The sequence below is a fragment of the Acidobacterium sp. FHG110202_01 genome, assembly GCF_059115305.1.
The window spans coordinates 1-22,854 of sequence record NZ_JBZYWJ010000029.1; the positions used below are offsets into that span (position 1 = coordinate 1).

21 protein-coding genes are annotated in these 22,854 nt (G+C 59.8%); 7 read left to right on the forward strand and 14 right to left on the reverse strand.

Annotation, left to right across the window (positions count from 1 at the left end; all coding sequences use genetic code 11):
* The coding region (locus tag AC5S16_RS23180; protein WP_493932499.1) for a hypothetical protein at window positions 1-673 on the forward strand (673 nt) is incomplete at its 5' end.
* 353 nt (window positions 674-1,026) lie between these two features.
* On the opposite strand, the gene infB is transcribed toward AC5S16_RS23180, so the two are convergent.
* The 3 genes from infB to rimP form a co-directional block, all read right to left on the reverse strand.
* Window positions 1,027-4,146 (reverse strand): translation initiation factor IF-2, encoded by a 3,120-nt coding sequence (infB, locus tag AC5S16_RS23185; RefSeq protein ID WP_493932500.1) that lies wholly within the window; start codon window positions 4,144-4,146, stop codon window positions 1,027-1,029.
* A gap of 138 nt (window positions 4,147-4,284) precedes the next feature.
* Window positions 4,285-5,937: a transcription termination factor NusA gene (nusA, locus tag AC5S16_RS23190; protein WP_493932501.1), complete on the reverse strand. Its 1,653-nt coding sequence runs from the start codon at window positions 5,935-5,937 to the stop codon at window positions 4,285-4,287.
* A gap of 55 nt (window positions 5,938-5,992) precedes the next feature.
* Complete coding sequence (gene rimP, locus AC5S16_RS23195) at window positions 5,993-6,619, reverse strand: ribosome maturation factor RimP (RefSeq protein WP_493932502.1); 627 nt, start codon at window positions 6,617-6,619, stop codon at window positions 5,993-5,995.
* Between the two features lie 344 nt (window positions 6,620-6,963).
* Here rimP and AC5S16_RS23200 point away from each other — a divergent pair, with 344 nt between their 5' ends.
* The 3 genes from AC5S16_RS23200 to AC5S16_RS23210 are packed head-to-tail and all read left to right on the forward strand — an operon-like array spanning window position 6,964 to window position 8,977.
* Window positions 6,964-7,698 (forward strand): class II aldolase/adducin family protein, encoded by a 735-nt coding sequence (locus AC5S16_RS23200; protein ID WP_493932503.1) that lies wholly within the window; start codon window positions 6,964-6,966, stop codon window positions 7,696-7,698.
* 10 nt (window positions 7,699-7,708) lie between these two features.
* Window positions 7,709-8,185, forward strand: coding sequence for a DinB family protein (locus AC5S16_RS23205; RefSeq protein WP_493932504.1), 477 nt, complete (start codon window positions 7,709-7,711; stop codon window positions 8,183-8,185).
* Window positions 8,186-8,200: 15 nt separating this feature from the next.
* Window positions 8,201-8,977, forward strand: coding sequence for a GNAT family N-acetyltransferase (locus tag AC5S16_RS23210; protein WP_493932505.1), 777 nt, complete (start codon window positions 8,201-8,203; stop codon window positions 8,975-8,977).
* A 70-nt stretch (window positions 8,978-9,047) separates the two neighbouring features.
* Here the strand turns inward: AC5S16_RS23210 and AC5S16_RS23215 are convergent, their stop codons facing one another.
* On the reverse strand, window positions 9,048-9,695 hold the full coding sequence (locus tag AC5S16_RS23215) for a hypothetical protein (protein WP_493932506.1): 648 nt from the start codon (window positions 9,693-9,695) through the stop codon (window positions 9,048-9,050).
* Window positions 9,696-10,069: 374 nt separating this feature from the next.
* On the opposite strand from AC5S16_RS23215, the gene guaB reads away from it, so the two are divergent.
* From guaB to AC5S16_RS23230, 3 genes are all read left to right on the forward strand, one after another.
* Window positions 10,070-11,596, forward strand: coding sequence for an IMP dehydrogenase (gene guaB, locus AC5S16_RS23220; protein WP_493932507.1), 1,527 nt, complete (start codon window positions 10,070-10,072; stop codon window positions 11,594-11,596).
* A 234-nt stretch (window positions 11,597-11,830) separates the two neighbouring features.
* On the forward strand, window positions 11,831-13,528 hold the full coding sequence (locus tag AC5S16_RS23225; RefSeq protein ID WP_493932508.1) for a carboxypeptidase regulatory-like domain-containing protein: 1,698 nt from the start codon (window positions 11,831-11,833) through the stop codon (window positions 13,526-13,528).
* A gap of 194 nt (window positions 13,529-13,722) precedes the next feature.
* Window positions 13,723-15,351: a carboxypeptidase regulatory-like domain-containing protein gene (locus AC5S16_RS23230; protein ID WP_493932509.1), complete on the forward strand. Its 1,629-nt coding sequence runs from the start codon at window positions 13,723-13,725 to the stop codon at window positions 15,349-15,351.
* Between the two features lie 298 nt (window positions 15,352-15,649).
* Here the strand turns inward: AC5S16_RS23230 and rplQ are convergent, their stop codons facing one another.
* The 10 genes from rplQ to secY form a co-directional block, all read right to left on the reverse strand.
* Window positions 15,650-16,126 carry a 50S ribosomal protein L17 gene (gene rplQ, locus AC5S16_RS23235; RefSeq protein WP_493932510.1) on the reverse strand — a complete coding sequence of 159 codons (477 nt, stop codon included), beginning with the start codon at window positions 16,124-16,126 and terminating at the stop codon, window positions 15,650-15,652.
* 128 nt (window positions 16,127-16,254) lie between these two features.
* Window positions 16,255-17,349 (reverse strand): DNA-directed RNA polymerase subunit alpha, encoded by a 1,095-nt coding sequence (locus AC5S16_RS23240; protein WP_493932511.1) that lies wholly within the window; start codon window positions 17,347-17,349, stop codon window positions 16,255-16,257.
* A gap of 142 nt (window positions 17,350-17,491) precedes the next feature.
* Window positions 17,492-18,121, reverse strand: coding sequence for a 30S ribosomal protein S4 (rpsD, locus tag AC5S16_RS23245; RefSeq protein ID WP_493932512.1), 630 nt, complete (start codon window positions 18,119-18,121; stop codon window positions 17,492-17,494).
* Between the two features lie 142 nt (window positions 18,122-18,263).
* On the reverse strand, window positions 18,264-18,683 hold the full coding sequence (rpsK, locus tag AC5S16_RS23250) for a 30S ribosomal protein S11 (protein WP_493932513.1): 420 nt from the start codon (window positions 18,681-18,683) through the stop codon (window positions 18,264-18,266).
* Entirely contained in the window at window positions 18,683-19,069 is a 387-nt protein-coding gene (gene rpsM, locus AC5S16_RS23255; RefSeq protein WP_493932514.1) for a 30S ribosomal protein S13, read from the reverse strand. The genes rpsK and rpsM overlap by 1 nt, the downstream gene beginning before the upstream one ends.
* A 186-nt stretch (window positions 19,070-19,255) precedes the next feature.
* Window positions 19,256-19,369, reverse strand: a complete 114-nt coding sequence (rpmJ, locus tag AC5S16_RS23260; RefSeq protein WP_081823653.1) for a 50S ribosomal protein L36 — start codon at window positions 19,367-19,369, stop codon at window positions 19,256-19,258.
* A gap of 179 nt (window positions 19,370-19,548) precedes the next feature.
* A complete protein-coding gene (infA, locus tag AC5S16_RS23265; protein ID WP_026442745.1) occupies window positions 19,549-19,767 on the reverse strand; it encodes a translation initiation factor IF-1 in 219 nt (72 codons plus the stop codon).
* A gap of 194 nt (window positions 19,768-19,961) precedes the next feature.
* Complete coding sequence (map, locus tag AC5S16_RS23270; protein WP_493932515.1) at window positions 19,962-20,714, reverse strand: type I methionyl aminopeptidase; 753 nt, start codon at window positions 20,712-20,714, stop codon at window positions 19,962-19,964.
* 7 nt (window positions 20,715-20,721) lie between these two features.
* Entirely contained in the window at window positions 20,722-21,432 is a 711-nt protein-coding gene (locus AC5S16_RS23275; RefSeq protein ID WP_493932516.1) for an adenylate kinase, read from the reverse strand.
* A 6-nt stretch (window positions 21,433-21,438) separates the two neighbouring features.
* The gene (gene secY, locus AC5S16_RS23280) at window positions 21,439-22,836 is read right to left on the reverse strand and encodes a preprotein translocase subunit SecY (protein WP_493932517.1); all 1,398 of its coding nucleotides are present in this window, start codon (window positions 22,834-22,836) and stop codon (window positions 21,439-21,441) included.
* Window positions 22,837-22,854: the final 18 nt, after the last annotated feature.

Here is a 22,854-nt window from a genome sequence, read left to right on the forward strand (position 1 = left end):
CTCCCAGCACTACAGAGGAACGAAAGGAAAGCAGGTCAAGGGAGAAAAAGAAACCGAACTGAAACAGGACGTCGTCCGCGAAGTCTACACCCACACCGACGGCACCCAGATCGGCCCGGAGGTCCAAACCCCTGACCCCGAAGACATCCCGAAAAAGCGCCCGCCGAGCCTGGGCCGCTTCCTGCTGGAGAAGGCAGTAGAAACAGGCTTCGTCACCGACCCGGAAGCCAAAAAGATGCTCGAAGACGACACCTACTACTCCCCAGGCAGCCTGGACATCAAAGCAGTCGCAGAAGAGAAAGAAGAAAGAAAGAGCGCACCACCACAAAAGCGTCATCCTGAGCGACAAATTTCAGGTTTTCATTCTGAGCGAAGCGTGCGGAAGCACGCGCAGTCGAAGAACCCCCACGAACTCGAAGAGCCTGCCCTGAGCTTGTCGAACGGTTCGTGGGAAGTCGGCCAAAGGCCGACGGGATGCACATCCAGGCGAATCAACCGATGGCAGCCAAATACACTACGAATTGGTCATCCTGACCCTGAGTGCAACGAAGGGGAAGGATCCATACACAGCATCGAGCCCCACAACATCCGGCAGCTTTCCGCCACGAACATACAGACATCCCCCAACCCCAAAGACCGCTACCGGAAGGCAACCAGAAAGACCCCCCGCTAAATACAAGAAAACACTGGAGTAGTGTACAACCAATAGAAGAATCAATCACATAGCAGGGGGTCACCCCCCGCTATCTCACTGAAAATAAACAAATCCCGTAAAAACAGGGGGGGAGGGGGTACCCCCCCATGCTCCCGCAAAACCTGCCACCGGAAATATATCCAACCCCTGGTGGTGGCTGCTGATGCGAAAGGGCGGTCGTTGCTGCGCAACGATTCGCACGAGCGTTGCTCGCGCGGGTCCTTCGACTCCCCCTTCACTCCGTTCAGGGTTCGCTCAGGATGACAACTCTGGGGAGAGAAAGAAGAGGCGCATGGAAAAATCCATGCGCCTCTTCTTAGCCCTGTGCCCTGTTAGGAAGCGGTAAGCTCGGCGGCTACCTTTTCGGTGACGAAGGCTTCTACCGTGTCGCCTACCTTGATGTCGGCGAAGTTGAGGCCTACGCCGCACTCCATGCCGTTGGTGACTTCCCTGGCGTCGTCCTTGAAGCGCTTGAGCGAGGTGAGCTTGCCTTTGAAGACCTGCTCCCCTTCGCGCATCAGGCGGACGTCGGCATCGCGGCGGAGCACTCCGTCGGTGACGCGGCAGCCGGCGATGGTGCCCACCTTCGGAATCTTGAAGACGTTGAGCACTTCGGCGCGGCCGAGGTAGTTCTCCTTGAAGACCGGCTCGAGCAGGCCCAGCATGGCTTTGGTGATCTCGTCCTGCAACTCGTAGATGATCGAGTGCAGGCGGATCTCCACGTCTTCCTGCTCTGCCAGGTCGGCCACCTTGCGCTCGGGGCGCACGTTGAAGCCGATGATGATGGCGTTCGAGGCCGAGGCCAGCAGCACATCGCTTTCGGTGATGGCGCCGACGCCGGAGTGGATGACCTTGATGCGCACCTTCTCGGTCGACATCTTCTGGAGCGAATCAGCAAGGACTTCGACCGAGCCTTGGACGTCGCCCTTGAGAATGAGCGGCAGCTCCTTGACTCCAGCCTGGCGAATCTGTTCGGCGAGGCCTTCGAGCGAGACACGCGACGACTTGGCCAGCTGCGCTTCGCGCTCCTTCATCCTGCGGTACTGCGCGATGCTCTTGGCCTTGTCACGATCGGCTGTGACCAGGAAGGTATCGCCTGCGTCCGGGATGCCTTCGAGACCAAGGATTTCGACCGGCGTCGATGGGCCGGCTTCTTCGACGGCGCGTCCGCGGTCGTCGAACATGGCGCGAATCTTGCCGAAGGTGTTGCCGACGATGAAGCTGTCCTGATTGCGCAGCGTGCCGTTCTGGACGAGCACGGAAGCAACGGCGCCGCGACCGCGATCGAGCTTGGCTTCAATGACCGTGCCGACGGCGGAGCGGCCCGGCGTGGCCTTGAGATTTCCAAGGTCGGCGACGAGGCAGATCATCTCGAGCAGCAGGTCGAGGTTCTGGTGTTTCTTGGCCGACACGTCAACGAAGACGGTCGAACCGCCCCAGTCTTCGGGAACGAGGCCGCGGTCGGCGAGCTGCTTCTTGACGCGCTCGGGCTGGGCCTCGGGCTTGTCGATCTTGTTGACGGCCACGATCATGGGCACGTTGGCGGCCTTGGCGTGGTCGATGGCTTCGAGGGTCTGCGGCATGACGCCGTCGTCGGCGGCAACGACGATCACGACAATGTCGGTGACCTTGGCACCGCGGGCACGCATGCGGGTGAAGGCCTCGTGGCCCGGCGTATCGAGGAAGACGATCTCGCGGCCAAAGGCGGGCGAATCCTCTTTGCCGATGCGGACCTTGTAAGCGCCGATGTGCTGGGTGATGCCTCCGGCTTCGCCGCCGGCGACGTCGGTTTCGCGGATGGCGTCGAGCAGCGAGGTCTTGCCGTGGTCGACGTGGCCCATGACGGTGACGACGGGCGGACGCGAGACTTCGAGCTCGTCGGGGTTCTCCTGCTGGAGCATGCTTTCGATGGCTTCATTTGCCATCTGCTCCTCGAAGGTGATGACCTGGGTGTCGGCTCCGAACTGCCGGGCGACGTCCTTGACCAGCTCGGTGTCGAGCGACTGGTTGACGGTGACGAAGACGCCGCGCATCAGCAGCGTGGCGATGAGATCCTTGCCGCGGATGCCGAGTTTTTCGGCGAGGTCCTTGACGCTGATGCCCTCGGTCACGGTGATGGTGCGCGTGATGGGCAGCGGCTGCGTGGGAACCTGCGCTGCGCCCATGCGGGGCGGCGCGTAGCCCTTCATCGGGCCTTCTTTGCTCTTCTCGTAAGTCTGGCGGCCGCGGCGCGGCGGTCCTCCGGGACGCTGCGGGCGCGGAGCCTCACCGGGAGGCGGGACGAGTCCGGGTGCTCCACCCATACCAGGGCGCGGACCAAAACCGGGACGCTGGCCGAAGCCGGGGCGTGCTCCTCCGGGAGGGCCGCCGGGCTGGTTGCGGGTGGGGTGCATGGGGCGGCGTCCGCCGGGGAACTGGCCGGGAGGGCCGCCGCCAGGACGCTGGCCGGGGCCGCCTGCGGGGCGGCGGTCGAAGATGGGGCGTCCACGCTGCAGACCGCCATGAGGCTGGCCGCCACTCGGCGGTGCCGGACGGGGCGGCGGAGCAGGGGCCGGCGGAGGCGCCGTATACACGGGGCGCGGGCCGGTCTGCGGCATAATCACGCGACGCGGTGGCGTGGATGGCGCGGCGGCTACAGGGGCTACTACGGGGGCCGCGACAGGCGCAGGCGTTTCCTTCGGCGCAGGGGCCGCTGGGGATGGGACAGCTGCTACCGGGGCGCTCGGAGCTGCTGGAGCTGCCGGGGCCGGAGCAGGGGTTGCTGCGGGCGCTGCTGCAACGGGCTGAACCGGGGTTGGCGCTGGCGCTGGTGGCGGCACGGCAGCGGGCTTCACGACAACCGGAGCTGCCGGAGGCGCGGCGGCAATCGCAGGCTTCGTCTCAGGCGCTGCAGGCGGCGTTACGGGCGGCTTCGCGACTACAGGGCCAGCCGGAGGCTTTGCGGCAATGGCGGGCGACTGCGGCGGAGGAGCCACGACAGCCGGCGCGGGCCGGGGCTGCGGGACAATCCTGCGCGGAGCGGGCGGTGCCGGTTTTATGGCTTCTGCGGGCGGGGCAGCGGCTACAGGAGCTGAGGCAGCGGGCGGCGGCGTGGCCGGCTTGGACGCAACTGGCGGGGCTGCAGGCCTGGGAGGAGGCGGCGCGGAGGCAGTGCGAGCTGCGGCGGCAGCTTCCTCTTCCTTGCGCTGCTGGATGGCCTTGAGCACATCGCCGGGCTTGGAGACGCGCGACCAGTCGATCCTGGGCTTGGCATCTTCTCCTCTGGAGGACGCGCCATTGCTTTTGTTTCCGCCGCGATTGAAGTGCGCGCGCACACGCTCAGCCTCGTCGGCTTCAAGCGAGCTGGAGTGTGTCTTTTTCTCCGTCACACCGACCTCGGTCAGAACATCGAGAATCGCTTTGCTTTTCACTTCAAGCTCGCGCGCTAAATCGTTGATTCGAACTTTACTCATCCGCCCCTTTGTGTCGTCCCAAGCGCTCAGCTGTTCATAGCAACCTCATGCCAATGGGATTCAATGCTATTTGTATTATCCCCTGAAATGGCGCGCCATGCGCCTATTTCAAGCGTGCTAAATACGAGAGCGCGCATGTTATGCGCCGCCCTCGCTGTTGGTCTTGTGTTCGACGGCTTCGTCCTTGGGCTCCTCTTCATTGCCTTCGAGGACGTTGTCGTCTGCCGGAGGATGATGCGCCTCCAGCGTTTCGCTGGTGTCTTCGTGTCCGGGAGAGAGCGATTCGGCACCCTCCTCCTCGAGAGCGCGGCCTTCTTCGGTATCCTCGGCCAGACGCTCTTCGGCGAGCTCGTCGGTGATGATGCCCGAGCTTTCTTCGCGCGGAAGCTCGTCGCCGGCCTGGGTCAGATCCTGTTCGAGAGCTTCGATCTCTTCCTCTGTCTGCGCATCAGAGATGTGCGCAGCCTCGGCGAGGCTCTGCTGCTCTGCCGGAGGCACCGGGCGCTCTTCACCTTCTTCGTACTGGCCGAAGTAGTGGCGCACGGCTGTGCCGATCTTCTCGAGGGTCCTTTCGCCGATGCCCGGAATCTCTTCGAGCTGCTCGGGCGTCATGTCGGCCAGTCCTTCGACTGTGGTGACGCCGGCTGCAATCAGTTTCTGGATGATGGTCTCGCCCAGCTCGCTGACCTGCTCGATGGGAGTGGCCGGACCGCCGGCCATGGCCTGCATCTGCTGCTCGACTTCCTGGCGCTTCTCTTCCTCGCTCTTGATGTCGATCTTCCAGCCGAGGAGCTTGGCGGCAAGGCGAACGTTCTGGCCCTTCTTGCCAATGGCGAGAGAAAGCTGGGTGTCATCGACGATGACTTCGAGCTGCTTCTCGCCGAGGTCGGTGATGCTGACGCGGCTCACCTTTGCGGGCTGCAGTGCTTTTTCGGCGAAGGTAGTAACCTCTTCGCTGTATTCGATAATGTCGATTTTTTCGCCACGCAGCTCGCGGATGATGGACTGCACGCGCATGCCCTTCATGCCTACGCAGGCGCCGACGGGATCGACGTCCTTGTCGCGCGACATGACGGCAATCTTGGTGCGCTCGCCGGCTTCGCGCGCAATGGCGCGGATGGTCACGGTGCCGTCGTAGATCTCGGGCACTTCGGTCTGAAAGAGGTTCTGCACCAGCTCCGGAGCGGCGCGGGAGACGATGACCTGCGGGCCCTTGGCAGCGCGGTCCACGCGCAGCAGGACAACGCGCACGCGCTCGCCTACGGCGAACTGCTCGAGGCGCGACTGCTCGCGCCTGGGCATGCGAGCTTCGGCCTTACCGAGGTCGAAGATCACGTCCTGCGGCTCCAAACGTTTTACAGTGGCGGTGATAATCTCGCCGACGCGGTGGTTGTATTCCTGGAAGACCGTATCGCGCTCGGCTTCGCGCACCTTCTGGAAGATGACCTGCTTGGCCATCTGCGCGGCGATGCGGCCGAGAACGTCGGTCGGCTTGTAGTAGCGGATCTCGCCGCCGATTTCGACCTCGGGCGCGAGCTCGCGCGCCTCTCCGAGGGCGATCTGGTTCACCGGGTCTTCAATCTGTTCGGACGACTCGACGACGGTCTTGTATACGTAGGCGCGAATCTCGCCGGTTTCCTTGTCCAGCTCGGCGCGCATGTTTTCCTGCGTCTTGTAGTACTTGCGTGTCGCGAGCGCAATCGCGTCCTCTACGGCGGAAACGACGACGTTCGGATCAATGCCCTTGTCGCGGCTCAATGCTTCGATGCTCTGGTACAGCACACTTGCCATGTTGCTCTCTTTCGATACCGGTGATTCCCCGAGACTGCGCGGGAGAACCACGACCTTAGAATTCAGGAACGAGGTTGGCCTTCTCTATGTTGGAGAAATCGATCTCTACCGTTTCAGCCTGGGGCGCTTTTTTGCCTTTCAACTTCTGCCGCACGGCTGAAGGATCGATAACGATTGCCTTATCTCTAACTTCTGTGAGCCTGCCCTTCCAGTGGCGGTTGCCCGCAACCGGCTCAAATGTCTGGAGCTTGACGATGCTGCCGGTAAAACGCCGGTAATCCTGTTCGTCGTACAACTTGCGGTCCAGCCCCGGAGAGGAAACTTCGAGCGTGTACTCACCGCCGGAGACCAGGTCCTCGACGTCGAGAACGGTTCCGAAATCGCGGCTGAACAGCTGGCAGTCGTCGTGCGTAACTCCGGCGAGCCAGTCTATATCGACTCCCGAGGGAAGTCCTTCCCCACTGCCAGCGGCCTCTGCCAGTCTGGCGCGCCCGGCTGCGTTCTTTTCGATGAACACACGCAATGCGCGGTGCTTGCCGCCACCCTGCAGGTCGACCTCGACCACATCAAGGCCGTGCGAGGCGGCAACGCGCTGCGCTGTAGCGCGGATTTGTTCCAGGTTCAGGGCCATGGATTGCTCAGGATTTCGCTGCAAAAGAAAAGTGGGCTTACGCCCACTCATTCCTCCGCGCCCCGGTCGATTCACGGACTTGCGCGGACAAACTCGTCTGCTATTTAAAAATACTCCGCTTTTTCACGAATTTCAAGTAACCCGGATACGGTTTCCTGATATCCATTCATAACAAAATAATTCAAAGGCGGAATGTATTCGGAGTAGCATCCATAGGTTCAGAGGATTTTTATCGAAAGACGTTTCAGAAGGTTTTGCGAATAGAAGTTCAGGAGAATTTGTTGAGGGAAGTTCAGAAAATTTCGTTGAAGAGAAGCTCTGAAGAATTTGTCGAGAAAGTTCAGAAGGTCCTGTTGCCTGAGAAGTTTCAGAAGATTTTGATGAGAGGTAGTACCATGACGACTCGCCCGGCGCTGGTATCAGCGGAATCCTCTTCGGCCTTTCATCCGGCCTCTGTTGTCAACATCACCAAACGGGAGCAGCCCGACCAGGATCTGCGCCGGCTGCTCATGCGTTTTTCCAAGTGGATGTACCGCCTCGGCTTTGCGCCGGGGACTTCGGGCAACCTCTCGGTGCGACTGGACGAAACATCGATTCTGGCGACACCGACTGGCTGCAGCAAGTACCTGCTGCGTCCCTCCGATATGGTGGTCGCCGACCTGGACGGCAAACTGCTCTCCGGCACGCGCAACGTAACGAGCGAAATCGGGATGCACCTGACGATCTATCGCATGCGCCCGGATGCGCAGGCGGTCATCCATGCGCATCCGCCCATTGCTACAGCGTTCGCTTCGTGCGGGCTGGCGCTCGACGAGCCGCTGTGCGCGGAGATGATCATGACGCTGGGCTCTGTTCCTCTGGCGCCTTATGCCACCACGGGAACGGATGAAGTCGGAGCGAGCCTGAAGCCGTTTCTGCCCGATCATGACGCGATTCTGATGGCGAACCATGGCGTGGTAACCTGCGGCACGGATTTGCTCGACGCCTTCATGAAGATGGAAACGGTGGAGCACTTCGCGCAGGTATGCCTTGCGGCGCGTGAGCTAGGCGGCTCAAAGCCGCTCGAGGAAAACGCGATCAAGAAACTCCAGACGGCGAAAGCGCGTTACAAGGCAAATTGCCGGGCTTAAGATTGAGTCCATGCTCAATCCTTATGCGAAATTTCTTGAAGGCCGCGCTCCGCTAGAACTGCTTCTCGAGACTTCAGGCAGGCTGGGAGAGTTCCTGAAACAGCTTGGCTCCGAGGGCGTGGAGAAATCGCTTGCCCCAGGCAAATGGAGTGCGCGCGAGATTCTCTGTCATCTGGCCGACTGCGAGATTACCTTTGCTTTCCGTCTGCGCCAGACGCTGGCTGAAGACCATCACACGATACAACCTTTTGATCAGGCGAAATGGGCTGCCGAGTACTCAGACTATGACGCTGCTGCTGCCTTCGCGGTGTTTTCCGCTGTGCGGCGGTGGAATCTTGCGCTGATCAAGAATGCCGGGCCGGAGGAGATGGCGAAGACAGTGACGCATCCAGAGCGTGGAGAGATGACGTTCGCAACGATTGTGGAGACAATGGCCGGACACGATGTAAATCATCTGCGGCAGCTGGAAGGGATTGCAGCCGGGTAATGCGTTCTACTGACCATGTCGATCTTCGTTCGTGTCTGCGAGCTCATTGAAATAGCGTCACTCCGCGAAATATATCGCGAAGAGATGCAGTGCCAGATCATTCATGATTCGATTCATGACCGCCCGGGCTGGACCGTTGAGTATCTTCTGGAGATGAACGAGACCCCGGTCGGCTACGGTTCGGTAGCGATCGGCGGTCCGTGGAAGACACGGCACACGCTGTACGAATTCTATGTCAGAAGAGAATATCGCCAGCACGTTTTTGCGCTGTTCGAGGCTCTGCTGGCGAAGTGCAATGCAAAGGCAATCGAGACACAGACCAACGAGTTGCTTCTTCCGGTGATGCTGTATACCTTCGCTCAGAATGTTCGCGCAGAGGCCATCCTTTTCGAAGACAAATTCGAAACACAGCTTGCGCCGGAGGGAGCTGATTTCCGCTGCAGAGAAGACAGAGATGTTGAGGCGCTGAAAGCGCTGCAGCTGGACGATACGGCAGGGTGGGTTGTTACATGGAATGGCAGCCTAGCGGGAGCCGGAGGCATTCTTTACCACTACAATCGCCCTTACGGCGATATCTACATGAAGATCGCAGAGCGATTCCAGGGCAGAGGACTGGGAGCGTACCTAGTTCAGGAACTGAAGAGAGCCTGCCGCGCCGGCGGCAGTGTTCCTGCAGCACGCTGCAATGTCGGGAACATCGCAAGCCGGAGAACGCTGCAGAAAGCCGGGTTCGTGCCTTGCGGGAACCTGGTTTCGGGAGAACTGCCCGATTCACGTCAAATGAAGGCTTGAATCCCGACACCCGGCGGAAAATCTTTCACCACAGAGAACGCAGAGAACACAGAGTTTTTCACCGAGGACTTCAGTTTCGCACCACGTTGACCTGGCCGATGCCGACTGTTGCATATAGCTTGTAAAGGCCCTGCTGGGATTCGTGATTGGTTTTGGGAAAGAAGCCGCCGGAGTGCTGATGCGATGCGTCATCGTCGGCTTCGCCAATCTTTGAGCTGGTATGGATCTCCCGGTACTGCGCTGCATCGGTGACTCCCACCGTCAACTGGCCTACGCCAACGTGCAGGTCTTTATTTCCATCGATTCCTTTTATGTCCATCTGGCCGACACCCAGGTCGAGCTTGAGATCAGTCTGGGCGGGAATCGATACGATCACTTTCGGGCTTGAATGATGGCCTTCGTTATGGCTGGGCAGCTTCAGTTCGATCGAAGCGCGGTCGCCGGCGACGTCGAAGCGGCGCACCCAGGATTTGACTGTGGCGTCGTCGTAGAAGGCGTGCGGTTCGATGACGAGGCGAATAGTCTTCTGCTCATCGCTGCGTACAATGCGCACCTCGCCGACGTTGGCGTCGAGCACGAGCGTGCCTTTGTCCGGCATGGCTTTGGTGACGACCAGTGCGTCGGGGCTGGGTAGTTCCAGCTTATGGCGAGCGGTGTCTTGCGCGGATAAAGTTCCGGCGCTGAGGATAAGTGCGCAGATGACTAGCGCGGCTTTCATGGAAGTGCATACGGATGCGGTCGTCTGGCGGTTCCCGGGAGATTTGGCATCCCTGTGGAACCTCCCAGGTGAGCTAACGCGAACCTGGGGCACCCATGTGGTGGCTATCGATGCAAACTGCAGGTCCCTCCGCTCCCCCTTCGCGTTGCTCAGGGTTCGGTCGGGATGACAATTCATGCAGTCATTCAAGCTACACCCGATTCCGACTGAAGGTATGCCCTGATTGCTTTGCTCAAGTACCAGTCTCTCGATGAGGGTTTGCCCTGCCCGCTGAACCCTTTTACAATCGAATGAATCTACTAGTGAACCAATTGCCGTAATTCACCGGCTTTTGATCTGCGAAGACATGCTTCTTCGCTACCTTGAAGAGCAAAATGATTGAACATCCAGTCCCCGAAGCGCTTACCTTTGACGACGTTTTACTTGTACCTGCTTACAGTGAAGTAGTTCCTGCCCTGGTGAGCACGCAGACCCGGCTTACGAACCGTATCCTGTTGAATACACCGCTCTTAAGCGCAGCGATGGACACCGTGACCGAGTCACGCCTGGCGATTGCCATGGCCCAGCAGGGCGGCATCGGCCTCGTCCACCGGAACATGACGGTCGAGCAGCAGGCGATGGAGATCGACAAGGTCAAGCGGTCGGAGAGCGGGATGATCGTCGATCCGGTGACGATGACCCCGGAGCAGCTGATTTCGGATGCGCTCGAAGTGATGCGCAAGTACAAGATTTCCGGCGTGCCGGTGACCAAGCATAAGAAGCTGGTCGGTATCCTCACCAATCGCGATCTGCGCTTTGAAACACGCACGGACATCCCGATCGGCGATGTGATGACGAAAACCAATCTCATCACCGTTCCGGTAGGGACCACACTGGAAGAAGCCGAACAGATCCTGCACCAGCACCGCGTGGAGAAGCTGCTGGTGGTCAATGACCAGTACGAGCTCAAGGGCCTGATCACGGTCAAGGACATCCAGAAGAAACTGAAGTATCCGAACGCCTCGAAGGATGACCAGGGCCGCCTGCGCGTGGGCGGAGCCATTGGCGCAACGGGCGACTACATGGAGCGCGCGGCGGAGATGGTGCGCTACCGGGTGGATGTTCTGGCGATTGATTCGGCGCATGGGCACTCGTCGCGAGTGATTGAAGCGGTACGCGAGGTGAAGAAGCGTTTCCCTGATGTCGATCTGCTGGCCGGCAATGTGGCCACCTATGAAGGCGCGAAGGCACTGATCGAAGCGGGTGCGGATGCAGTAAAGGTCGGCATCGGGCCGGGCTCGATCTGCACGACACGCATGGTGACCGGAGCGGGTATGCCGCAGATCACAGCTATCAGCGAGGCTTATCGCGCGGGCCGCGAGCACAATGTTCCTATCATTGCCGACGGCGGCATCAAGTATTCGGGCGACGTGGCCAAGGCCATCGCGGCGGGCGCGAGCTCTGTGATGATCGGATCGCTGTTTGCCGGCGTGGATGAGAGTCCGGGCGAGACGATTCTGTACCAGGGGCGGTCATTCAAGGCCTATCGCGGCATGGGATCACTTTCCGCCATGGCGCAGGGCTCGGGCGAACGCTACTTCCAGAGCAGCCGCGACCTGGAGCAACAGGCGGCTGAGCGTCCGGAAGGCGTGGTTTCACGCGAGCGCAACGGGCAGAACCGCCTGGCGAAATTCGTTCCGGAAGGCATTGAGGGCCGGGTACCGCATCGTGGGCCGCTTGAAGCCATGGTGTATCAGCTGGTTGGCGGTCTCCGGTCAGGCATGGGGTATCTGGGCTGTGGTTCGATTGAAGAGATGCAGACGAAGTCGCGGTTTGTGCGGATCACCAATGCCGGATTGCGCGAGAGCCATGTCCATGATGTGATCATTACGCGTGAAGCTCCGAACTATCACGTGGAGTAAGGTTTCTGGACTTCTCTTTTGAAACTACCCCACGTTAGCTCAAAGGATTAGCATCCTGCGAAACCTCCCCCAGGTTAGCTTCGCGAACCTGGGGCACCCAATGTAGTGGCTACTGGTGCAAACTGCAGGTCCCTCCGCTTCGGTCGGGATGACAATTTCTGAAGATACACGGCTTCTGCCCATTCGTAATAATCTGGGTTGAAGCCTTTTTGCTTTTCTGAACGTCCCACAGCCGTGCTGACTGCTCGTCGAGTCCTGATGGTGATGCTTTGCGGGTGCTTCCTCCTGCGTTCTGCTTTGGCGGTTCTGGCGCAGGATGGCGCTGCTTCGCAGGGGCAGGCCTATACAGTGCACGGAAGCGTCGTCAACAAGCTCAATGGGCAGGCGATTGCACGAGCACTGGTCGCGCTTCAGGGGCAGTCGTCGAATGCTGTCTTCACGGACAGCGAGGGGCACTTTGCCTTCGATAACGTTCCCGGCGGACAGGCGATGATTACTGTCTCCCGGCCCGGGTTTACCGGGTATGCCGCGCACGCGAATGCGCCGGAGATGCGCCGGGTCCAGGTCGGTGCGAATATGGCGGACGTTACGATTTCGCTGCTGCCTACAGGAAGCATCGGCGGACAGATCACTCTTTCTACTTCCGATTCGGCGGAAAATATTCAGGTCTTTCTGCTGCGCAGGACGATACAGAATGGGCGCGCCGCATGGATGCAGAGCGGGGTTCGCCGAACGAACAGCGATGGCGCTTACCTGTTCGGAAATCTGTCTCCTGGCGACTACCGGGTGTACACGGCCGGCTCGGTCGACCCGGCGCCCGGAGTACTCCAGGACGCAGTGCGCTGGGGATTTCCGCCGGAGTATTTTCCGAGCGGGGGCGAGTCCGCAATTCATCTGCGGGCAGGACAGCAGGCGCAGGCGGACATGATGCTGACGCACGAGCCTTTTTATCCTGTAACTGTTGCGGTTACAAATGGATCGCCGCGCGGAATGGGCCTGCAGGTTTACGACGGCAACGGGCACATGCTCGAGTACCCCACGCGCTATGACGGCCGCGAGCATGTGATGCGCCTGAACCTGCCCAGAGGCCGGTTCATCCTGGAAGGCCAGACGTTTGGAATGGGCTTCGGACGCGGGGACGGCCCGTCATTTGGAACAGGCTTCGAGCGCGAGCAGATGTTCGGGAGCAGGGAGATTACAGTTCAAAACGGGGCACTGGATAATGTTGCGCTGGCCATGGCTCCTCTGAATGCGATTCCGGTGACGGTGCGGCGTGAATTCACGGCTCAGAGTAACAGCGCAGGCGGGTTCATCTCAGGGAGCAACGATGCGTTTTCGGCCGGCGTAACCCTGATGCTGATCAAGGCAGCGGGCAGCACTCAGGGCTTCGGAGGCGGCAACATGCGGCGTGTTCCGGGCAGCACGGACAATTCCTCATACCAGCTTGAAAACGTGCGACCGGGAAGCTACTGGGTGGTGACTTCTGCCTTTCAAGGCTATGTCGCTTCGATCACATGCGGCGGCACCGATCTTGCCCGGCAGCCGCTGGTGGTGGGACCGGGAGGAGCGCCCTGTTCCATCGATGTTGTGCTGAGGAATGACGGGGCATCGCTGAAGATAGGTTTGAACCAGGGCGCCTCCTCGGCAGCGGACAGCAATGCGCCTCCAGCTTATCTTTCGGTGGTCCCGCAATTTGAAACCACCTGGCAGCATCAGGGACAAATGCAGCTCACGCAGTCGGGAACGACGCTTTCGAATCTTCCTCCGGGAAGCTATCGCGTGCTCGCCTTCGATGAGCCACAGGAGCTTGAATACAGCAATCCGCAGGCAATGAGCGTGTTTGCAGGCAAGGGGCAGGTGGTGAATCTTGAGCCGGGCGGCTCGGCGTCGGTGAGCCTTGATGTGATTGCGGCGGGGTCGCAGAGCCAGTGAGCGGGATTGGAATTTTGCGCATCCATCCGGGAAATTCCGGGGCTAAAGCCCCTCTGTTCCCGGCTCTAATTCACCGGCCTGAAGGCCGGTGCTTCTACCCAAAAGCTGATTCTGACAAATGCTCGATATCTGTACCGTTTGCTTTCTTCCGGACATTTGCCACTGTATTGGTTACATTTTTGAGTTTGCCGGCAATGGCGCAGGCGGGTGGGCCCTACAGTATTTCGGGGACGGTGGTGAACAGCGTGACCGGCTCGCCTCTTTCGCATGCGAGCGTTTCTCTGGAGCTTGAGCAAGACCACGTTCTGGTGGCCTCAGTCACTGCCGATGACCATGGCGCGTTTCAGTTTTCTCATCTCGCGGCGGACCGGTATGAGCTGAGCACTTCGCACCGCGGATACCTGACGGCTGCTTACGACGCTCACGATGGAGGATTTTCGACTGCGCTTGTCACTGGAGAGGGACAGGAATGCTGTGCCAATCTGCAAATGCGGCTCGTGCCTGGCGGCGTGATCTCGGGTGTAGTAACAGAGGATTCCGGGGACCCGGTCGAGCGCGGACGAGTAGCGCTCTACCGCGAATCGAACCAGACGGGAGAAGCACGGATGCAGCGGGTGCGAATGGAGAGCGTGGATGAATCCGGTGCGTACGAGCTGAGCGGGCTGGAGCCGGGGAACTATTTTCTGGCTGTGAATGCCGAGCCATGGTACTCGGAATTTGGCGGGCGCATGCCGGGTCTGCAGCGTATCACCGAGGATGCAAACAGCAGCGGGAATAACACCCGTTCCCTGCTTGATGCTGTGTATGCAACGACGTTTTACCCGGACACAACGGATGAGGATTCCGCCACGCCGATCCCGATCAAGGGCGGGGAGCATTTGAAGATCAATTTCAGCATGCATCCGGTACCGGCGGTGCATTTGAGGATTCAGATGCCCGCAATGCCGAATGAACGGTTTGGCCAGTATGTGCCGGCAGTCGACCGGAAAGTATTCGGCGAGCTTGATCCCTCTGGGGGCGGCATATCGATCTATCATCGGGCAGATGGCTCCGCGGAAGCGCAGGTCAGAGTGGCTCCGGGGCAGTATGTAATCCAGATGCCCGGGGGCGGCGGCGGACCGGGCAGGCAGGTCACATTGGATGCAACGGCAGATCAGTCCATCGATCCAGCGAGCGCCTCGGCGGGAACGAGGCTGGTGGATGTGACGGGGAAAGTTGCGCTCACAGCGGGCGGTGCGCTGCCGGAGGACCTTTTTGTGACTTTGCAGCCAGTGCAGGGACTTCAAGGACAACGACGCATAGGCGGCCTGGGCGCCAGAGCGGAAAAAGACGGAAGCTTCACGATTCGCAATGTGGCTCCCGGAAGCTACCACATCAACTTCTTTGCGGGAGGAAAGCGGTTCCGCGTCGCGCGGCTTGCAGCCAATGGCGCACATATTGACCACAGGCAAATTACCATCGGCTCGGAGCCGGTATCGCTGGCGGGGCTGATTTATCCGGATCTTGGGCTGTCGCTGTCGGGCTTTGCGAAATCGAAGGGCAAAGCAGCTCCGGGGATGATGATGGTGCTGATTCCCGAGGGTGCCGCGGATTACCGGGATTTTTTCCGGCGCGACCAGTCGGACTGGGATGGCGGTTTTGTTTTCAAGGATGTGGAGCCGGGGCGGTATACCGTGGTTGCGATCGAGGATGGCTGGACGCTTGACTGGTCACGGGCTGAGGTGATGCAGCGTTATCTTGCGCAGGGGGAAAAGGTCACGGTTACGGAGCGGAGTCCGCAGGTGGTGAAGCTGGGGGAGGCGGTGGAGGTGCAGGGGCGGTGAAAATCTACCGCCAAGACACCAAGTTGCCGCGAAGTTTTGTGCTTTCCCATCCTATCGCGCAACAGCGACGCGATAGGATGGGGCACCCTTTGTCATGGCTATCGGTACGAAAAGCGGTCGTTGCTTTGCAACGATTCGCACGAGCGCTTTGACTCTACTCAGGACAGACTCTCTTGCTCGTGCGGGTCCTTCGACTCCGCTACGCTTCGCTCAGGATGACAATGTTTGTGGTAGAAAATTGGGGCGCATGGAGAATCCATACGCCCCTTATTTCTGGGCCCTGCGCGCTGTGCCCTGCCTACGCCTGTTCGTTGCCTTCGGAGGCCTGCTGCTGTTCGGCTTCCATGGCTTTCTGCAGCTCTGCACGCTTCTTGGTGCGGGCTTCGGCGCGCTTCTGGCGCTTCTCGTCGAGAAGGGCCTCGGCTCCGAGGAGCTCGATGAAGGCCTTTTCGGCGCCGTCTCCGCGCTGGAAGCCGCGGCGCACGATGCGCAGGTAGCCTCCGTTGCGGTCGCCGTAGCGGGGCGCGACGGTGTCAAAGAGACGCGAAACCGCGTCACGGGTCTGGAGATAGGAAAGAGCCTGACGCCGCGCATGCAGGTCGCCCTTCTTGCCCAGGGTGATCAGTTTTTCGACGTGGGGACGCGCGGCCTTTGCCTTGGCAACGGTGGTCTCCACGCGGTCTTCCAGAATGATGGACGTGACCAGGTTGCGCAGCAGAGCGCGGCGATGGCTGGTGTTGCGTCCGAGTTTGTATCCTGCATTGCGATGGCGCATGACAATTTCTCTCTCAGGTCACAGGGTTCAGGGCTCAGGGCTCAGCCCTGTCTTCCGTACCCTTGAATTTTTCTCAGGGATTCAGGGTCGAGGTCTCAGTTTTTCTGTGCCCTGCGCCCTGTGCCCTGTTAAAAGTTTTCCGGTTCGGACTGGAGCGGAATGTCCGCCTCATCCAATCCTTCTTCATCATCGTAGTTGCCGTAGCTGGACGCGGCCAGCTGCGCCGAAGGCAGAATGCTGGTCGGGCCGGGGACGGCGTTTCCGTGTTCGTCGATCTTCATGCCGAGCGAAAGGCCCATCTGCGCGAGGATCTCCTTGATCTCGTTGAGGGACTTGCGGCCGAAATTCTTGGTCTTGAGCATCTCGGCTTCGGTCTTCTGTACCAGCTCGCCGATGCTTTGAATGTTGGCGTTCTTGAGGCAGTTGTAGCTGCGCACGCTGAGCTCAAGCTCTTCGACCGAGCGGTTTAGGTTGTCGTTGCGCAGCTGCACGCGGCCTTCTTCTGCCTGCGCTTCGGCTTCGATTTCTTCCTCGAAGTTGATGAAGATGCTCATGTGGTCCTTGAGCAGCTTGGCGGCAAGGCCGACGGCGTCTGCCGGAAGCACGGTGCCGTTGGTCCAGACTTCGAGCGTGAGCTTGTCGTAGTCGGTGATCTGGCCGAGACGCGCGGCGTCGACGGTGAAGTTCACCTTGCGCACGGGCGAATGGACGGAATCGACCGGAATGAAGCCGATACCGAGATCGGAGTCGAAGTTCTTATCGGCAGAGATGTAGCCACGGCCGCGCTTCAGGCGCATTTCCATGTCCAGCTTGCCGCCTTCGCTCACGGTAGCGATGTAGATGTCTTTATCGAGGATCTCGACGTCTCCGTCGGCTTCGATCATGCCTGAGGTCACGACGCCGGGCTGCTCGGCGCGGATGTAGAGCGCCTTGGGGCCTTCGCCGTTGAGCTTGAAGGGAATCTGCTTCAAGTTCAGGATGATGTCGGTCGCATCTTCCACGACTCCAGTGATGGACTGGAACTCGTGCAGGACGCCTTCGATCTTGACTGCGGTGACGGCCGCGCCTTCGATGGATGAAAGCAGGGTGCGGCGCAGCGCATTGCCAACGGTGGTTCCGAAGCCGCGCTCAAAGGGCTGGGCGCTGAACTTCCCGTATTTCTCTGTCAGGGTGTCGGTGTCGACCGCCAGACGTTTCGGCTTTTGAAATCCTCTCCAAAGCATACGATTCGCTCTCCTGACGCCGGGCCGCGAAGCATTCTGCAGCGCTGGCGTCTGTTCTCCTTAGTTATTAGTGGTTAGTTATTAGTTGTTAGTCCCGGCGGCCCACAAAAAACGCTGCCAAGAACTAACTACTAACAACTGATTACTTGCTATACAACTCGACGATAAGCTGCTCGTTGACGGGCAGCTGCACGTCTTCGCGCTTCGGCAGCGCCAGCACCTTGCCGGACAGGTTCGCATGGTCGACCGTGAGCCATACGGGGGCCGGCTGGTGGCTCGCGAACTCGCGCGAGGTCTCAAGCACAGTCAGCTTCTGGCTGTTCGGGCGGACCTTGATCTCATCGCCCACCTTCACCTGGAAGGAGGGGATGTTGACCTTGCGGCCGTTCACTTCGACGTGGCCGTGGCGCACAATCTGGCGGGCCTGGCGGCGCGAACTGGCGAAGCCGAGGCGGAAAGCGATGTTGTCCAGGCGGCACTCAAGCTGTTGGATCAGGCGCTCACCGGTAACGCCCTGGGCGCGCGATGCCTTCTCGTAGTACTCGCGGAACTGACCTTCGAGGGTGAAGTAGATGCGCTTCGCCTTCTGCTTCTCACGAAGCTGGAGGCCGTAGCCTACCACCTTCGCCTTGCGATCGCGGCCATGCTGGCCGGGAGCGAAATTGCGCTTCTCAATGGGACATTTGTCGGAAAAGCACTTGGTGCCTTTCAGAAAAAGCTTGGTGCCTTCGCGACGGCAAAGGCGGCATACTGCTCCGGTATAACGTGCCAATTCTCTTCTCCTAATTTCAGGGGCCGACCGGTTTACGCGCTGGCTGCGCTTCGTCCCAGTCCTGTTATTAGTTTACAGTTGTTAGTCCTCAGTTACCAGTTACCCTGCTTTTACTGAAGACTGACAACTGAGAACTTATTCCTTACACTCTGCGGCGCTTGGGCGGACGGCAGCCATTGTGCGGAATCGGGGTGACGTCACGGATGGAGCGGACTTCGATTCCCGCTGCAGCCAGAGCGCGCACCGCCGATTCGCGGCCTGATCCGGGGCCGGCGACGCGGACTTCGACCGAACGCAGGCCGTGCTCGCGCGCCTGATTGGCTGCGTTGATGGCAGCCTGCTGCGCGGCGAACGGAGTGCCTTTACGCGACCCGCGGAAGCCGAGCGAGCCCGAGCTCTTCCACGAGAGCGTGTTGCCCTGCTGGTCGGTGATGGTGACGATGGTGTTGTTGAACGAAGCCTGAATGTGAACTACGCCAAACGGCACATTCTTGCGCTCGCGCTTCTTGAACTTCTTGTTCCTGGCGGCCTTTCCGGCGCCGCCCTGCTGTGCTTTTGCCATTAGGTCTTCGCCGTCGCTTTCTTCTTGCCTGCTACCGTGCCTCTACGCGGTCCCTTGCGGGTGCGCGCGTTGGTGTGGGTGCGCTGTCCGCGAGTGGGGAGGCCGCGGCGATGTCGCAGTCCGCGGTAGGACTGGATATCGATGAGACGCTTGATGTGCATCGAGACATCTTTGCGGAGGTCGCCTTCGACGTCACCTTCCTGCTCGATGACCTGGCGGATGCGGTTTACCTCGTCTTCGCCGAGATCCTGGACCTTCTTGAACGGGTCAACGTTCGCAGCTCCAAGGATACGCAGCGCGCGCGGATTGCCGATGCCGTAGATGTAAGTGAGCGCGATCCGAGCCTGTTTTTGACGGGGCAGATCGACGCCAGCAATACGTGCCATGGTGTCCTTCTTTAAGAATTACTCCTGAGCTTTGCTTCTCCGGAGCAGTTGTGCCGTCCTCTTCGAGGGGCGGCGGTTATCACAGGCTTTTTACTTCCGGACCATGGGGTTCATCGCAAGCCTTTCCCGGCTAACTAGCCCCAACACTTGCAGGTCCTGACCTGCTGGTTACGCAGTGCGAGGGCTTTAGCCCTGGCGCTGCTTGTGCTTTGAGTTTTCGCAGATCACGCGCACCACACCGCGGCGGTGAATGATCTTGCACTTGTCACAAATCTTCTTTACTGATGCACGAACCTTCATGACTACTCCCTAAAACTGTCCGGGGCTGAAGCCCCTCTGTCATTCTGACTTGTTCACCGGGCTAAAGCCCGATGCTTCTACCCAAACCTTCGGCCAGCGTTTTCAAACTTAAAGCCCAGCGTTCCATCTGGCCCGGGAAACTACCGAACCTCTATGAACTGCGCCCTGAGCGCTGTGCCTTACTTATAGCGGTAGACGATGCGCCCACGCGTCAGATCGTAGGGGCTCAGCTCTACTGCCACCCGGTCTCCGGGAAGAATGCGGATGAAGTTCTTCCGCATGCGGCCTGAGACGTGCGCCAGAACCTGGTGCTTGTTCTCAAGCTCTACTTTGAACATGGCATTCGGCAACGTCTCAAGGACCGTTGCCATTACCTCAATCGCGTCTTCCTTCGACAATCAATAATCCCGATTCCGCCCGCCTTTCGCAGGCCTCTCAAAAACCTTCTCCGCTTCAAAAGTCTTCGCGAACATCCCGGGGCTAAAGCCCCTTTTCTGTCAGGGCCTGTATTCACCGGGCTAAAGCCCGGTGCTTCTACCTCTGAAAGCTTTTTGAAGCCCGACTTTTACCAATCCTCTTACTGCCAGCAAGCTTACTCAGTCAGCACCACGGCGCCATTTGCTGTCACCGCTACCGTGTGCTCAAAATGCGCGCTCAAACTTCCATCCTGCGTGACTGCGGTCCAGCCGTCACTCAGCACCTGCACATCCGGCTTTCCCGAGTTCACCATGGGCTCGATGCAGAGCACCATGCCTTCGCGCAGTTTCAATCCCAACCCGGGGCGGCCGAAATTCGGTACCTGCGGGTCTTCGTGCAACCTTGTCCCTATGCCGTGCCCGACGAAATCGCGCACGACGCTGAAGCCGTCGGCTTCCACCACTCCCTGCACCGCGTAACCGATGTCGCCCAGCGACGCTCCGATCTTAACGGCCTCAATGCCGCGTTCGAGCGACGCCCTGGTTACGTCGAGAAGGCGCTGCGTCCGGGGCGCGATCTTTTCGCCCACCGGAACCGTGATCGCCGAATCCCCGTAGTAACCGTCAATGATCACGCCGGTATCGATCGAAACGATGTCGCCTTCGCGCAGAACCCGTTTTGCGGACGGGATGCCGTGGACCACTTCGTTGTTGATCGATGTGCACAGCACACATGGATACCCGTGATATCCCTGAAAGGCCGGCTTAACGCCGAGCTCTTCTATTTTTTTTACGGCCGCGCTCTCGAGATCCATCGTGGTGGCGCCGGGTTTCACAAAACCGCGCACATACTCAAGGATCTCGCGAACTACTGTGCCGCTGCGCCGCATCTTCTCTACTTCCTGCGGCGTCTTAATCACAATGGCCATCGGCCGGTCATCCTCTCAAACGCAGAACCGCGGCCATGACTGCTGCCGCTACCGCATCCACCGGCTGGTCGCCATCCACTTCTTCAAAGCGGCCCTGAGCACGATAATGCTCCACTACCGGAGCCGTCTGGGACTCGTAAGTCCGCATCCGCTCCTCAAAAACCTCTTCCGTGTCGTCTGAGCGCCGCGTCAGGGGCGTGCCGTCGTTGTCACAAAGCTCGTCGACCTTCGGCGGCTGCAAGTAGATGTTGTAAATGCTCTTGCAGACTGGACAGGTGCGCCTGCCGGTAATACGGCGCAGTAATTGAGTATACCCTACTTTCATACTGACAGCAATGACCGGAAGGCTGCCGGTTTGGGCTGCCAGGTAGGAATCGAGCCATTCGGCCTGTCCCAGGGTGCGCGGGAAGCCGTCCAGAATGTAGCCGTTGGCGGTGTCCGGCTGTTTCAGGCGATCGGCGACCATCTCGTTGACCAGGTCGTCAGGCACCAGCTCGCCACGGTCAAGAACGGCTTTTGCCTTCTTCCCCAGCTCGGTGCCTTCGGCGACGTTGGCGCGGAGAATGTCTCCCGTGGAGATTTGCGGGATACCCCAGGCCGCCATGATGGCCTTGGCCTGGGTGCCCTTGCCTACTCCGGGTGCTCCTAAGAGAAGAATAGGGCCGGGAGTGATTTTGACGACTCTGCCGTCTGCCGTCCGGGTTTCAATCGCCGCCACTGCCACCTACCAGGACCGCCTTCCACGAATGCGTCCGCTGCGCGGCGAGAAACCTTCATAGTGGCGCATGATGAGCTGCGACTCGACCTGATTGACGGTGTCCATGGCAACGCCGACGACGATCAGCAGAGATGTTCCGCCGAAGTAGAAGCTGAAGCCGAGACCGTTGGTGACCCACAACGGCAGGTGCTCAAAGATGGAGCCGACGAGCCAGAGGTGGTTCAGGTGAATACCGCTGATGAGAATCTGAGGAATCAGCGTGATCAGGATCAGGTAGAGCGCGCCGACCAGGGTGATGCGCGTCAGGATGTCGTTGATGAAGTCCGAAGTGCGCTTGCCCGGGCGGATGCCGGGAATGAAACCACCGTACTTGCGCATATTGTCAGCGATGTCATCGGGACGGAAGACGATCGAGATATAAAAATATGCGAAGAAGATGATCGCGACCACGTACAGCAGCTCGTACCATGGCTCGCCCACGCGCAATGCGTTGAAGATGTTGGTGAGGACGGTGCTGTTACGCACAAAAGCCGCATTGGCGAAGAGCAGAGGCGCGGACAATACCGAGGCCGCAAAGATGACGGGCATGACGCCGCCAGAGTTGACCTTGAGCGGCAGGTGGGTGGACTGGCCGCCCATCAGGCGGCGTCCCACGATGCGCTTGGCATACTGCACCGGGATGCGGCGCTCGCTGCGTTCGACGAAGACGATGAACGCGACGACGGCGATCATGATGCCGACAAGGAGAATGAGAGCTGGAACCGTAAATGCGCCGAACCTTGATGTGCGGGCAGCTTCGACCATCTCCGTGATGCCGCGCGGCAGGCCGACGACGATGCCGGCGAAGATCAAGAGGCTCATGCCGTTGCCGATGCCGCGCTCCGTGATCTGCTCGCCCAGCCACATGATGAAGGCAGTGCCGGAGGTGAGCGTGATCACGGTCATGAAGACGAAACCGAAGCCGGGATTAAGAACGAGCTGCAATCCGCCGGCGCCGCTCGACATTGTCATGGCGATGGCGGTGGACTGGATGACGCCGAGAACGACGGTCAGATAGCGCGTCCACTGGGTGATCTTGCGGCGGCCGAGTTCGCCTTCCTTCTGCAGACGGGCCAGCGGCTCATAGACCACGGTGAGCAGCTGGAAGATGATCGATGCGGTGATGTAGGGCATGATGCCCAGAGCGAAGATCGTGAGGCGGCGCAGGTTGCCGCCGCTGAAGAGATCGATCAGGCCCAGCGAGCTGCCGGCGTTCGAATTGAAGAACTGCTCGAGCGCGGTGGCGTTGACGCCCGGCGTGGGAATGTGCCCGCCCAGGCGGTAGACGGCGAGCATCGCCATGGTGAACAGCACTCGCTTGCGCAGGTCGGGGATGCGGAAGATATTGGCGAATTTCTCAAGCATGAAAATCAGGTTCCCACC

Bases quoted from the DNA above. Each gene is read 5' to 3' on its own strand.
- rpsK (WP_493932513.1), bottom strand. From the start codon at position 18,683: ATGGCAAAAGCACAGCAGGGCGGCGCCGGAAAGGCCGCCAGGAACAAG.
- AC5S16_RS23230 (WP_493932509.1), top strand. From the start codon at position 13,723: ATGGCGCAGGCGGGTGGGCCCTACAGTATTTCGGGGACGGTGGTGAAC.
- AC5S16_RS23210 (WP_493932505.1), top strand. From the start codon at position 8,201: ATGTCGATCTTCGTTCGTGTCTGCGAGCTCATTGAAATAGCGTCACTC.
- guaB (WP_493932507.1), top strand. From the start codon at position 10,070: ATGATTGAACATCCAGTCCCCGAAGCGCTTACCTTTGACGACGTTTTA.
- AC5S16_RS23200 (WP_493932503.1), top strand. From the start codon at position 6,964: ATGACGACTCGCCCGGCGCTGGTATCAGCGGAATCCTCTTCGGCCTTT.
- secY (WP_493932517.1), bottom strand. From the start codon at position 22,836: ATGCTTGAGAAATTCGCCAATATCTTCCGCATCCCCGACCTGCGCAAG.
- infB (WP_493932500.1), bottom strand. From the start codon at position 4,146: ATGAGTAAAGTTCGAATCAACGATTTAGCGCGCGAGCTTGAAGTGAAA.
- rpmJ (WP_081823653.1), bottom strand. From the start codon at position 19,369: ATGAAGGTTCGTGCATCAGTAAAGAAGATTTGTGACAAGTGCAAGATC.
- AC5S16_RS23215 (WP_493932506.1), bottom strand. From the start codon at position 9,695: ATGAAAGCCGCGCTAGTCATCTGCGCACTTATCCTCAGCGCCGGAACT.
- nusA (WP_493932501.1), bottom strand. From the start codon at position 5,937: ATGGCAAGTGTGCTGTACCAGAGCATCGAAGCATTGAGCCGCGACAAG.
- rpsM (WP_493932514.1), bottom strand. From the start codon at position 19,069: ATGGCACGTATTGCTGGCGTCGATCTGCCCCGTCAAAAACAGGCTCGG.
- AC5S16_RS23240 (WP_493932511.1), bottom strand. From the start codon at position 17,349: ATGCTTTGGAGAGGATTTCAAAAGCCGAAACGTCTGGCGGTCGACACC.
- map (WP_493932515.1), bottom strand. From the start codon at position 20,714: ATGGCCATTGTGATTAAGACGCCGCAGGAAGTAGAGAAGATGCGGCGC.
- rimP (WP_493932502.1), bottom strand. From the start codon at position 6,619: ATGAGTGGGCGTAAGCCCACTTTTCTTTTGCAGCGAAATCCTGAGCAA.
- rplQ (WP_493932510.1), bottom strand. From the start codon at position 16,126: ATGCGCCATCGCAATGCAGGATACAAACTCGGACGCAACACCAGCCAT.
- AC5S16_RS23205 (WP_493932504.1), top strand. From the start codon at position 7,709: ATGCTCAATCCTTATGCGAAATTTCTTGAAGGCCGCGCTCCGCTAGAA.